The organism is Pseudomonas sp. TYF_14, from assembly GCF_043105275.1.
In the GTDB taxonomy this organism is placed as follows: Bacteria; Pseudomonadota; Gammaproteobacteria; order Pseudomonadales; family Pseudomonadaceae; genus Aquipseudomonas; species Aquipseudomonas alloputida.
Map to the genome: position 1 here is coordinate 162,857 of NZ_JBICLK010000009.1, position 13,219 is coordinate 176,075.

The window sequence follows — 13,219 nt, forward strand, 5'->3', positions numbered from 1 at the left end:
GAGATCGCCAGCGCCGGGCAAACGCGGGGTGGCGTCCTGAGGCTTGTTTCGAGTATAGATGTGCAAACATCCAACAAGAACGCACAAAAAAACCGGATCATCATGCAAAAAGACCTTACATCCCTGAGCGCGCTCAACTGGGACGATTTGAAGTTCTTCCTCGAAGTGGCTCGCACCCGCAAGGCCAGCAGTGCCGCCAAACGGCTGAGCGTGGACTACACCACCGTGTCGCGACGCATCAGCTCGCTGGAGGGCGCGCTGGGTACCTTGCTGTTCGAAAAGTCGCGCACCAACGGCTTTGTGCTGACCGCCGAAGGCCAGCGCCTGCTGGGCTATGCCGAATCGATCGAGAGCACGCTGCACATGGCTTGCGAGCAGGTATCCGGGTCGGGGGTGGCATTGTCGGGCCATGTGCGCATGGGCTGCACGGAGGGCTTTGGCAGCTTTTTCATCACGCCGCAGCTAAGCCACTTCGTCGACGCCTACCCGGCAATTTCGGTGGACATCCTGCCGCTGCCGCACTTCATCAGCCTGTCCAAGCGTGAGGCGGACATCGTCATCGCGCTGGAGCGGCCTGAGCATGGGCCTTATGTGTGCTGCAAGCTGTGCGACTACCGCTTGCGGTTGTATGCCACCCAGGGCTACCTGGACAGCCACGCGCCGATCCGCCAGGTGACGGACCTGGCCAAACACCCCTTCATCAGTTACGTGGATGATCTGGCGTTCAGCTCCGAGCTGCTGTACCTGGCCAACCTGATCCCCAACGCCAGCGCACATTTGCGCAGTACCAGCGTGATCGCGCAGTACACGGCAGCGCTGCAGGGGCGTGGGCTGGCAATATTGCCGTGCTTCCTCGCCGCGCAGGACCCGCGATTGGTCACGGTGTTGCCGGAGGAGATCGAGGTGACGCGGCAGTTCTGGATGTATTGCCGGGAGGATTTGCGCAAGTTGAAGCGCATTACCTTGTTGTGGGATTACATCCGGTCGGTGACCGAGGCGAATGCGCCGTTGTTGATGGGGCAAACCCGCGAGATGCGCTTTGCCCAGGACTGATGGGCCTGCGCATTTCCGAAGGCAACACAGCCCCTGTAGGAGCGGGCTTGCCCGCGAACACCGGCGAAGCCGGTGTCAGACACCGCGTTGCCCGCGCCTACAGGGGGCTATGTGACAGCCCGAGCGGCGACGATCAGTAGGACGCTACCACGATGGACACCCGACGGTTCTCGGTACGCCCGGCGCTGGTGCGGTTGTCCGCCACCGGCTGGCTGCTGCCCAGGCCACGGCTCTGAATGTTCTGTGCCTGCATGCCAATCCCCACCAGCGCCTTGGTCACGCTTTGCGCGCGGCGCTCGGACAGCTGCTGGTTATACGCCGCCTTGCCCGACGAGTCGGCATGCCCGTCCACCCGCACGCCCTGGATACCCACGCCGAGCAGCGCCTTGCCGATGCGCTCGACAATCGCCTGGCTCTGGCCGTTGAGGCTGTCCAGATCGCTGCCGAACAGCACTTTGCCAGACAAGTCGTAGGCCCAACCTTCATCGGTCGGGGTGAAACCTTCGCGCTTGAGCACGGCAATCTGTTCTGGGGTAAGGCCCTTTTGGGGGGCGCTCTGGCACCCCGTCAGCGCCAGCATGGCGAACAACAAGGCCCAAAGCGGAAAACGTAAAGCGTGCATCACGGGTTCAACTCCTGTTCCTGATTTCATTGGCGGACCGTTCCGTCTGCGCCACTTGCCAATGGCCACGGCGTTCGCGCTTGGCCTGGTACATTGCCGCATCGGCGGCATTCAGAAGACTGGCGGGGTCAGCGCCGTCATCCGGGTAATAGGCAATACCGACACTCAGCGAGGTGGAAACACTGCGGCCACTGTCCAGTTGCACCGGCAGCTCCATGCTGGCAACGATCTTCTCGGCAATGTGTTCGGCATCCTTGCGCGTATGCAAAGGCGTCAACAACACGGCAAACTCGTCGCCCCCCAGGCGCGCCACCAGGTCTTGCTCGCGCAGCTGGGCGCGCACACGTTCGGCCACGCTGATCAATACCTCGTCACCCACGGCGTGGCCGAGGGTGTCGTTGATCTGCTTGAAGTGGTCGCTGTCGAGGAACAGCACTGCCAGGTGGTCCTGCTGGCGCGCCGCATTTCGCACGCTGCGGCTCAGGCGCCCTTCAAAGAAGGCGCGGTTGGGCAAGCCGGTCAGGCTGTCGTGGCTGGCCTGATGGGCCAGGGTCTGGTTTTCGCTCTGCAGGTGGCTATGCCACACCTCCAGTTCATCCAGCAGGGCATTGAAGTCGTTACCCAGCTCGTTCAGCTCGGCAATCGGCGCTTCTGGCACGCGCCGGTCGAAGCTGCGCTCGCGGCGGGCGGCATGGGCGACACTGGCCAGGCCACGCAGCGGGCGGGTGATATCGTTGAGCAGGCGCCGCGACAGATACTGGGCAGCCAGGGCGCTGAGGACCGTGCAGAACAGGATACCGGCCAAGCCACTGAGCAGGAACAGCAACAGGCTCCTGCCCTGGCCTGCCAGTTCGATATGCCCGACCTGCTGTTGCTGGTGCACGATCGGCAGAATGACCGGCTCATCCAGCAAGGCGCTGGCAACCTGCACCTCCAGCTGCGCGAGCATGCCGGTATTGTCGCGTTGCCAGTGCGCCAGTTGCTCGCCCTCGTTGTTGAAGACCTTGGCCTCGGCCACTTCTTCGGTACTGGCAATCAACGCCAGCGATTCATTGGCGGCGGCGCTGTCATCGAACACCACAGCCGCTTCTACGGTGTAGTTGATCGAGCGGGCGATCAACTGCAGGTTATGGTTGGCATAGACTCGCAGGGCGAGCACGCCCAGCAGGGTGAGGGAGATACCCGCCAGGCCAACGGCAAGCAAGGCGACGCTGAGGTGGCCACGGCCCAGCACCGAGCGCAGGGTCGGGCGCACGGTACGCTTGCGGGTCGGCTTCATGGCTGCTCCGCCCGGCGCCGCGACAATTGCAGCACGCTGGGGTGAATGCGCACGCCAGAGCGTGCCACCGAGTCGAGATTGACTTCAAAGGCCACCTGCTGGTCGCTGACCCGCAGGCAGAACAGGCTGCCGACCGTGCAGGGGTCATCCGCCTCGCTGATGCTCAGCACCGGGTGGCCGCCGATACGCTGGAAAAGCCGATCCCGCTGGCCCTGGTCAAGCTTGCCAATGTAGAGGGCATCGCAGGCCTGGGCGACCTGGGTGTCTTCTGCCAGCAAGCGCCGCACCTGCAGCGGCCGGCCGGACTCCTGGACATGGCCCTTGATGAGATCGTCGGCGTACTCGGTCGGGCCGACCAGGCACAGGCGCAAAGGAGAGGGTTCGACGGGCCAGCGGGCGTAACTGAAGATACCCAGTACTACCTGGGTGACTGCCTTGGCGCGCTGCTGTGCCTGGGCGGCGGTTGTGCCGGGGTCTGCCCGGGCAGCGCCTGCAGAAAGGAACAGGACGGCCAGCAATAGCGAAAGCGCACAGCTTGTCACTCGCCTTGCGGCCACGTTCATGTGGGAAATCCCTTTAAGCCCCTTCCGATATCGGCGCAACGATAGCACATGGCCGCTTTATTGTATGAGCCTGCAGCCACGTGTAATGGGTGTCATGGCCCTAGACCTGCTCGAGCATCAACCCGGAAATACGCCGTACTTTGCGCGCCACCGCTTCTTCGAAAATGCCTTGGCGTGGCTCGACCAGGCTGAAGCAGTGCTTGGCCCGCGTGATGCCGGTGTACACCAGTTCCTTGGTCAGCACCGGGTTGAGCGCATCCGGCAGCACCAGGGCAGTGTGGCTGAACTCCGAGCCCTGGGACTTGTGCACGGTCATGGCGAATACCGTTTCCACTTCGTTGAGCCGGCTCGGCAGAACGAACCGCACACCACCACTGCCGTCGTTGCGCGGGAAGGCCACACGCAGCAGCGGCTGGCCCTGCTCATCCGGCAAGCGCAGGGCTATACCGATGTCACCGTTCATCAGGCCCAGGCCGTAGTCGTTGCGGGTCACCAGCACCGGGCGCCCTTCGTACCAGGGCTGCTGGCTGTCGATCAGACCGGCATTGTGCAGCACCCGCGCCACCCGTTCATTCAGGCCTTCGACCCCCCAGGCGCCCCGGCGCACCGCGCACAGTAACTGGAAATCCTCGAAACTGCGCAACACCTTGCCCGCCCATTGCTCCCAGGCGGGGTCGTCAAAGGCGGTATCAAGTGCTGGCCGGTAACGGCCAAGGGTGCGCAGGTAGCTGCGGTAGCCTTGCGGTCCATCGGTACCACGGTTCAGGCCGTCGAGTAACAGGCGGTCGAACGCACGATCCTGTTCGTGCTTGAGCGAAAGGCTGTGCACGTCGGCAGGCGGCGCGGCCAGCAGGTTGCGCGCCGCGTGAGCATCCTGGCGATTGACCAGTCTGGCCAACTGGCCAATACCGCTGCCTTCACCGAAACGCCGTGAAAACCGCAGCATCACCACTTGCTGAGCCAACGGGTGGCGCTGCTCATCGCCGGCCTTGAGGCCACTGCCGGCCAGCGACTCGCCACTGACCTGCTGAAGCCACGCAGCAGTCGCCGGCGAGTAAAAGCCCTCCTCAGCATCCCGGCACAGGTCTCCCAGTACCGCGCCGGCCTCGACCGAGGCCAACTGGTCCTTGTCGCCCAGCAGCACCAGACGCGCCCGCGGCGGCAAGGCATCGAGCAGGTTGGCCATCATTTCCAGGTCGATCATCGACGCCTCATCGACCACCAGCACATCCAACGGCAACGGGTTGCCAGCGTGGTGGCGGAAGTGCCGCGAGCCCGGGCGGCTACCGAGCAGACGATGCACGGTGCTGACTTCAGTGGGGATTTGCCCGCGTACTTCGGCGCTGACTTGCAGGCGCTCGACTTGCTGGCCAATGGATTCGGTCAGGCGCGCAGCGGCCTTGCCGGTCGGTGCAGCCAGGCGGATGCGCAGTGGCCTGCCCTGCTCCACTGCGGGCGACTGCAGTAACGCCAGCAGGCGCACCACGGTGGTCGTCTTGCCGGTGCCGGGGCCGCCCGTGATGATGCTGAAACCGGCACGGGTGGCCAAGGCACAGGCGAGCTTCTGCCAGTCCACCTGGCCAGCTGGCGCGCCGCCCTCGAACAGTTGCGCCAGGCGCTCTGGCAGGTCCGCAGGCGGTGCTTCTGCCTGACTCAGGCGCTGGCGCAGGGCATGGTCAATGCGCCGCTCGTAACTCCAGTAACGGCGCAGGTAAAGGCGCTCGGCACTGCGTACCAGTGGCCGCGCTTGCTGGCCAGGCGTATCACCTGCGGCCACCAGCGGGCTGGCGCTGATGCGCTGAAGCCAGGCATTCAAGTCAAGGTTGGCCAGCAGTTGCGATGGCAGTAGCAAAGGGCCGATAAGGGCGTCACCTTCCGGCGGCAACGACAGGGCGAAATCCGGCTCGGCCAAGGTTTGTTGCAGGTCGAGGCAGACATGTCCGTGCCCCAGTTGGTGGCTGGCCAGCGCCGCTGCCAGCAATAGCAAGGGATCACTGCCGGGGGCGCGCTCTTCCAGGAACGACACGAATGCGCGGTCCAGGGCTCGTAGCCAGCCCCGCTCAACCCAGCGGTCGAGTAATTGCAGCAGGTCAGCGCTGTTGTGCTGTGGTGCCAGCGCCAGCAGGTGCTCTGCGTGCAACGGGGTGGGCAACAGGTCGACAAGGCTTCGGCTCATGGCGCAACTCCGGCAAACAGGTCCTGCTGTACCGGCGCGTGCTCGCCACGGAACAGTGCATCGAGGCTTTCGATCAGCTCACGCGGTGGCTTGGCGTGGTACACGCCGTGGCCGCTGCTGCTGGCACCGCGCAGGAAGATGAACAGGGCGCCGCCAACATGGCGGTCATAATCGTAGTCCGCCAGCCGCGCGCGCAACTGGCGGTGCAGGGCCAGCAGGTACAGCACATACTGCAGGTCGTAGCGGTGCTCAAGAATCGCCTTTTCCATGGCCATGGCATCGTAGGCCTGGATGTCCGCACCCAGCCAGTTGGACTTGTAGTCGGTCACGTAGTAACGCCCGTCCAGCTCGAACGCCAGGTCGATGAACCCTTTGAACATGCCGTTTAGCACGGTCGGCTGCGCAGCTGGGCGCGCCAGACCGGGGTGGGTGTGGCGTGCCACCAGGCGATCGAGTTGTTCTGCGTCGACCCGGTGGCTGGCGAACCAGAATTCCATTTCGATCTGGTAATGACGCAGCTGGCCCAGCGTTACGCTCTGGTCGCTGCCCGGCAGCGGCAACGCCTCGCTCAGCAAACGCTGCATCCAGTGGCTCAGGGTGGGGATCCAGCCGGCCCAGTCACGGCGGTTGCAGCGCTGGCCAACGGTGCGCTCGATCAGTTGAGGGTTAGCGCTGACCTCGCTGAAGCCCTCACGGCCTGCCCACTCCAGCAAACCATGGAGGAAGGTGCCGGGGTTAGGCCCCCGCGGGAAGCGATGGATATCGCCGCTGTCGGCCGGGACCTCGCGCAACACCTGGGCATCGGGCACCTCGTCGTCCAGCAGTTGCTGTGCCTGCGAGCTGTCGGCGCCGAGGGTCTGATCGCCGACACGAAGGGCACTGTAGGAAGCGATCCACCAGTGCTCGGCAGCCGCATGGCGTGGCCTGCGTGCTGGCAGCAGCTCACGTTCGGCGTGTGGCATGCGATACATCTGCTCATCCGCCTGCGGCAGGCCTGGGCAAGTGATGTGCGGGCACTTCGCCGCCAACGTCTGCAACCAGTCCGTCAGCTGTGCCGAGCCAGCCAGGGCCAGGCCGCCCCCCAGCAGGTAGCCAAACGCCGAGCGGTGCAGCTGCGAGCTCTTCTGATTACCGCGCTTGAGGTCGGCGACACCCAGCCAGCAAGCATGCTGGGCACGGGTCAGGGCCACGTAGAGCAGGCGCAGGTCTTCGGCCAGGCGCTCGTCGTCAGCGCGCTCGATCTGCTCCTCGTCAGGTGTGAGGGTGAGGTGGGCGTTACCTTCGCTGTCATGCCAGGCCAGCGGTAGACGGCTACCATCCACCGGTTTGCTGGTGCAGATGAATGGCAGGTAGACCAAGGGATATTCCAGGCCCTTGGACTTGTGGATGGTCACCACCTTGACCAACTGTTCGTCGCTCTCCAGGCGCAGGATCTGCTCTTCACCGGCCTGACCGGAACTGGCCAGGTGCTCGGCCAGGTGGCGGATAAGCGCCTGTTCGCCGTCCAGCTCGCCAGCGGCCTGCTGCAGCAGCTCGGCCAGGTGCAGCAGGTTGGTCAGCACCCGCTCGCCATCACTGCGGCGGATCAGCGTACGCGGTAGCTGGAAGTCATGCAGCAGGTGACGCAACATCGGCAACACCCCCTGGCGCTGCCAGGTGTCGCGGTACAGGCGAAAACGCATCACCCAGCTTTCCCAGACCCGCTCGTCCTGGTTAAGCCGGTCCAGCGCAGCCAGCGACAGGCCCAGTGTAAGGCTGGCCAGAGCAGCCTTGAGCAGGCGCTCTGAGTCAGGCTCGGCGCAGGCCTTCAGCCAGGCCAGCAGGTCGTGGGCTTCCTGGGCGGCAAACACCGAGTCCTTGTCGGACAGGTAGACGCTGCGCACCTCGCGTGCGGCCAGTTCGGCGCGGACCATCTGCGCCTCATGACCATCGCGCACCAGGATGGCGATGTCCGAGGGCAAGCAGGCGCGCAATTCGCCTTCGGCATTCTGGAAACCCGCCGTGCCCTGCTGGCCACCATTGAGCAAGGCCACAATATGGCTGGCGCAGCTAGCAGCCAGTTGCTGGCGGTAGACGCTGCTGGAGACTGGCTCTTCACTTTCCAGCTGCCAGCATTGCAGGGCTGCACTGACTTCACCGTCAATCAGCAGCTGTTCGCCACGCCCCTTGGCGCGCACCTCGATGAATGGCAGCGGGTTGTCATCGGCCTCGCGGAACAGGAATGCACCCCGCCCCGCTTCACGCGCCTCGGCCTGCAGGAACACCTGGTTGACCGCCGCCACCATGGCTTTGCTGGAGCGGTAGTTGGTGTCCAGGCTGTGCAGACGGCCGCTGGTAGCGCGTCGCGCGGCTAGGTAGGTGTAGATGTCGGCACCGCGGAAGGCGTAGATCGCCTGTTTGGGGTCGCCGATCATGAACAGACCGGTTTCTGCGCGATTTTCGCTGATCTGGTAGATGCGCTCGAAAATGCCGTACTGAACCGGGTCGGTGTCCTGGAATTCGTCGATCAGCGCTACCGGGAACTGCTCACGGATCAGGCTGGCCAGGCGCTCGCCGGCCTCGCTGGCGAGCGCGTGCTGCAAGCGCACGAGCATGTCGTCGAAGCCCATTTCTGCACGCCGGCGCTTCTCCACTTCGAAACGCGCCGATACCCAACTGGCGGCGTGCTCGAGCAGCGGGGCATCCGGGCTGTCCAGGGCCTGCAGTTGTTGCTGCAAGTGCTGCATGGCGTTGAGGGCTGGGTGCTCGGGAGGTTCTCCCTTCCAGGCCTCGGCCATGCCCGCCGGGGTCAGCCGGGTAAAGCCGGTGCCCAAGTCGAGCTCTACCAGTTGCTCATCGCTGGCCCAAGCGCAGAGCTTGTCGAACCAGGGCTCGAAGTAACGGGCTTGCATCTTGCGGCCGTCGACCTGTTTGGCGGCCAGCGCATCGCGGCAGATTTGCCGCAGTTCCTCGGCCCACTGTGCCCATGGCGCCTTGATCCGGGCCAACTGTGCACCACGTAGCTGCAGCGATGCCTGGATCAATGCGGCGGGCTCTGGCCCATCCTGCTGGGCGCGCACACGGCCGAACAGTGGGCGAATGCGCGGCAGCAAGGCGTCTGGGCTCCCCCAGTTGCCGCGCACCCAGGCCAGTGCGTCACCTTGCATCCCATAGCAGAAGCGCCGCCAGTAATCGCGCATGACCTGGCCCAACAACTCGCTGTGGTCGGTTTCCAGGGTCTGGGTGAACAGGCTGCCGCTGTCGAAGGCATGCTCGCGCAGCATGCGCTGGCACCAGCCATGGATGGTCGATACCGCAGCCTCGTCCATCCACTGCACGGCGATTTCCAACCGGCCGGCGCAACGCGGCCAGTTCTCTTGTGGGTAATCGTCACGCAGTTGGTGCAACAGCGGATCGGCCCCTTCCAGTTCGCCACGGAAGAACCGTGCGGCTTCAGCCAGGCGGGCGCGGATACGCTCGCGCAGCTCTTTGGTGGCGGCGTCGGTGAAGGTCACCACGAGGATCTGCGGTGGCAGCAGCTCGCGCTCGAAGCCCTGTTCGCCACCGTGACCGAGGATCAGGCGCAGGTACAGCGCCGAAATGGTAAAGGTCTTGCCCGTGCCGGCGCTGGCTTCGATCAGCTGGCTACCGTGCAGGGGGAAACTCAGTGCCAAAGGACGGTCCTGGGTCATGCGCCTTTCTCCGGGTTGCCCAAGGTCTGCCAAGGGGCGGTGAACAACGGGCGGTACAAGGTTTCGCACCAGCCTTCAAACGTTTCGTCAGCGGTGAGTGCTGCAAAGTCCCGGAACTGGCGGGCCAAGGCAATGCTTTCACTCCGTTCGCCAAAGCTGGTGCGTTCGTCGCCTTCGTAGGCGCGAGCTGCTGCGGCCAGGGCTTTATCCGCATCGTCCTGGGCCAACCAGGCGAACGCGGTCTTGGCCGCGACTGGCAACGGCGCGTTCATTGCCGCCTGACGGGCCACCAACAGGTCGCCCAGCAGTTGCGCGGCCTGCGCTTGCGGCAGCGGTGCAAGCAACAGGGTCAGGTCACTGGCTACCAATGCACTGTTATAGGGGTAGCCCGCCGCACAGGCCGCCAGGTGCGTAACCCAGGGCGCGATAAGGCGGTGCCACTTCAGGTTGTTGCGCCCGGCACTGATGGTGTTGGGTACTGTGGTGATACTGAGAAGGCTCTGATCTTCCGCCTGGAACACCCGGCCCAGCCAGCCCTCCAGACGGTGCTGACCGTGCTCGAAATGCACCGGCAAAGCGCCCTCGACCAGCTGTGGCCAGCGTTGCAGCAATTGCTGGTGACGTTGCAGCAGGTCCGGCAGCGGTTCGATCAACTCGTTTTGCAGCAGTTCGCCGAAACCGGCTAGCGGCAGCAAACCGCAGGCCTGCAGGCGTCGGGCCTGGGCGCGCAAGGCTTGTTCGGCGTTGTCCGGTTCGGCCAAGGCGGCGCCAAGCAGGCTTTCACTGGCGCCGTAGCGTTGCAGGGTATCGAGGACGAAGGGCTCTTCGTCCGGGGTCGGCGCTTCCAGCGCCTCAAAGTACACCTTCAAGCGCTGGCTGAAGAAGTGCCGTACCGGGTGGCGCAAGAAGTCATTCAGCTGGTGCAGACTCAGGGCTTCAGCGTCCTGATAAGGCGGCAGGCCCGGCTCGCTCTGCTCGTCAGCCTCACCTTGCTGGTGCAGCACCTGCCATTCATGGGCATAGCTGAACAATGGGCTGCCCTTCTGGAAGTACCGAGGGCTGAACGGCTGCAGCGGGTGCTCCTGGGTCAGTGCGTGCAACAGTTGCTCGCCTGGTTTCGCGGGCTGGCCCTGCTGCGCGTCGGCCAAATGCCAGCCCGCAGCGATGTGATCGCGCAACTGGCCGATCAGCACCGAGGCCGGGCGTTCGCTATTGTCGCGGATACTGCGCCCGACCCAGCTGACATACAGTTGGTCACGTGCTGACAGTAGCGCTTCAAGCAACAGGTAACGGTCGTCTTCGCGGCGTGAGCGGTCGCCGGGGCGATAGTCGCTGGCCATCAGGTCGAAGTCCAGCGGTGGCTGCGCACGCGGGTAATCGCCATCGTTCATGCCCAGCAGGCAAACCACCCTGAACGGGATCGCGCGCATGGGCATGAGTGTGCAGAAGTTGACCGAGCCGGCGAGGAAACGTTGTGACAGCTTGCCCTGATCGAGGCCCGACAACCAGGCTTCACGCACCACGGTCAGCGGTAGCGGGTCGTGCAGGCCGACGGTCTCGCACACCTCAAGCCAGCTATCACGCAAATCCTGCAACTGCATCAACAGGAACTCATCACCCTCGTCCTCGGCGAGGAAGAACACGTGCAGCAAGGCATGCAGTCGCTCGCCCCACTGGCTGACGGTGGCAGGCTCGGACAAGGCCTGGCAGGCGACTTCGAGCGCATCGAGCAACGCGACCAGCGGGCCGATCAGTGCCGCGTCCAGGCCACCGATTTCATCGTAGGGTTCAATGCCATCACAGGCCTCACCCACCCCCACGGCATAACCCAACAGCATGCGGCGCAGGCCGAAACGCCAACTGTTCTGTTCGAGCCCGGCGGGCAAGCCCAGGCTCGCCCGCTGCGCGGCGTCAAGGCCCCAACGAATGCCAGCGCCCTCGATCCAGCGGTGAAGCGTGGGCAGGTCGTTTTCGCGGATGCCGAAGCGGGCGCGGACTGCCGGCACGTCCAGCAGGTCGAGCACTTCGCTGACCGCGAAGCGGCTGTCAGGCAGTTTGAGCAGGTGCTCAAGCGCGATCAGCAAAGGCTCGCGACCACGCTGGCCCTGGTCTGTCAGGGTGAACGGGATGTAGCGCGGGTCGTTGCGCTGCAACTGGCCGAAGACGGCGCGGATATGCGGCGCGTAAGTGTCGATGTCCGGCAGCATGACGATTACGTCGCGCGGGCGCAAAGTCGGGTCGGCGCTGAAGCGGGCCAACAGCTGGTCGTGGAGGATCTCCACTTCACGTTGCGGGCTGTGCGCGATATGGAAGCGGATCGAGCGGTCTTTTGTGGTGTCGACTGCCGGCCACCGTTCGCGGCTCTCGGCGAGCGGGCGCAATTCCAGGATGTCGTCCTGCAGTTCGTTGAGCAGCGTGGTGGGCGAACCGTCGCTGAACAGGTCGATGCGGCCGTCGCTGAACACGCCCTGGTAGCTGCCCGGGTCGTCATAGCTGTCAAGCAGGTTGATGTAGTCGCGGCCTTGTTTACCCCAGGCTGCCAGCAACGGGTGGGCATGCTGGTGCAGCGTCTGGTCGTCCAGTTGCAGGGGCATGCCTTGCTTGCGTTGCTGGCGTTTGTACTGGTGGCGCAGCAGGTCCTTGTCGGCAACGATATCGGCCCAGTGGTGGCGGCATGGGTTGTGTACGCACAGCAATACCTGACTGAAACGCGACAGGCCTGCCAGTGCTTCCAGGGCCTGGGCCGGCAGCGAAGAGATACCGAACACGATCACCCTCGGTGGCAGCCCGGCAGGCGCCTGCTCCAGGCTGTTGATGCGCTCGATGAAACGTTGGTGTACCCCGGCGCGGCTTTGCGCCATGCCTTGCTCGCCAACATCCTCCAGCAATGCTCGCCACAACTCGGCTTGCCAGCGGTTGCCTGGCGGCAGAACTTTGCGCTCGCCGCGGGCCGTGTTGATGACGTGCTCACCAGTGGCCCAGTCCTTGAGCCAATCGGCGCGGTAGACCTGATACTGGTCGAACAGGTCGGCCAAGCGCTCGGCGAGCTGGTAGCGCTTGCGCAAGTCACTGTCATCGGTGAGGAAGCGCCGCAGTGGCTCGAAATGCGGGCGCTCGATGAGCGCTGGCAACAGGCGCATCAGGCGCCAGGTCAGGGGTGCCTTGTCGAGCAGAGACACTTCGGGGATTTCGCTACGGCCAAGCACGCTGCGGTAGAGCTGCCACATAAAGCTACCGGGCAGTTGCACATCGATTGCAGCGGCGATGCCGCAGCCGCCTTGGTCATCTTCCAGCGGATCTTCAGCCAGGGCCAGCTTGAGCCATTGGGCAATGCCATTGCTTTGCACCAGGGCAATTTCGTTTTCCAGAGGCGCCAGCGGGTAGCGACGCATCCAGCTCACCACCAGGCTACGCAGGTCGTCGAGGCGGTTGCCGTGGACGATCATGAAGCCAGGGTGGAGATGGGCGGTGTTGAGCATCGGAAGGTCTCTGGAGGCGCTGATGGCTGAGAGGGGAACGATATCACGCGTACATGAAACGGCCGAATGCCATCAGGCTGCGGGAGCGGCCGTGCCCGCTCCCGCAGCGATTCGCGCAGGTCGAGTTTTTTGCCCACAAAGACAAAACCCCTACCTGCATGTGCAGATAGGGGTTTTGCGAAATGAATCTTGACGATGACCTACTCTCACATGGGGAAACCCCACACTACCATCGGCGATGCATCGTTTCACTACTGAGTTCGGGATGGGATCAGGTGGTTCCAATGCTCTATGGTCGTCAAGAAATTCTGTTGCCAGAATGTCCAGATGGACAGCCCAGCGAATCCGGATATGCGATATTTGTGGTCTTACGAAT

7 protein-coding genes and 1 rRNA gene are annotated in these 13,219 nt (G+C 64.1%); 1 reads left to right on the top strand and 7 read right to left on the bottom strand.

Annotated elements, in window-relative coordinates; genetic code table 11:
* Positions 1–102 precede the first annotated feature (102 nt).
* Entirely contained in the window at positions 103–1,053 is a 951-nt protein-coding gene (locus tag ACF8O8_RS03850) for a LysR family transcriptional regulator (protein WP_014859456.1), read from the top strand.
* Between the two features lie 133 nt (positions 1,054–1,186).
* Here the strand turns inward: ACF8O8_RS03850 and ACF8O8_RS03855 are convergent, their stop codons facing one another.
* The 7 genes from ACF8O8_RS03855 to rrf all read right to left on the bottom strand — a co-directional run bounded on the left by ACF8O8_RS03855 (position 1,187) and on the right by rrf (position 13,146).
* Positions 1,187–1,678 carry an OmpA family protein gene (locus ACF8O8_RS03855; protein ID WP_049587103.1) on the bottom strand — a complete coding sequence of 164 codons (492 nt, stop codon included), beginning with the start codon at positions 1,676–1,678 and terminating at the stop codon, positions 1,187–1,189.
* 4 nt (positions 1,679–1,682) lie between these two features.
* A complete protein-coding gene (locus tag ACF8O8_RS03860; RefSeq protein ID WP_020191917.1) occupies positions 1,683–2,954 on the bottom strand; it encodes a diguanylate cyclase domain-containing protein in 1,272 nt (423 codons plus the stop codon).
* Positions 2,951–3,517 (bottom strand): YfiR family protein, encoded by a 567-nt coding sequence (locus ACF8O8_RS03865; protein WP_020191918.1) that lies wholly within the window; start codon positions 3,515–3,517, stop codon positions 2,951–2,953. Before ACF8O8_RS03865 ends, ACF8O8_RS03860 begins: the two co-directional genes overlap by 4 nt.
* Positions 3,518–3,617: 100 nt before the next feature.
* Positions 3,618–5,693: an exodeoxyribonuclease V subunit alpha gene (recD, locus tag ACF8O8_RS03870; protein WP_392509271.1), complete on the bottom strand. Its 2,076-nt coding sequence runs from the start codon at positions 5,691–5,693 to the stop codon at positions 3,618–3,620.
* A complete protein-coding gene (recB, locus tag ACF8O8_RS03875; protein ID WP_392509272.1) occupies positions 5,690–9,364 on the bottom strand; it encodes an exodeoxyribonuclease V subunit beta in 3,675 nt (1,224 codons plus the stop codon). Before recB ends, recD begins: the two co-directional genes overlap by 4 nt.
* On the bottom strand, positions 9,361–12,843 hold the full coding sequence (recC, locus tag ACF8O8_RS03880) for an exodeoxyribonuclease V subunit gamma (protein ID WP_392509273.1): 3,483 nt from the start codon (positions 12,841–12,843) through the stop codon (positions 9,361–9,363). The genes recB and recC overlap by 4 nt, the downstream gene beginning before the upstream one ends.
* Before the next feature lie 187 nt (positions 12,844–13,030).
* Positions 13,031–13,146, bottom strand: a 5S ribosomal RNA gene (gene rrf, locus ACF8O8_RS03885).
* Between the last annotated feature and the right edge of the window lie 73 nt (positions 13,147–13,219).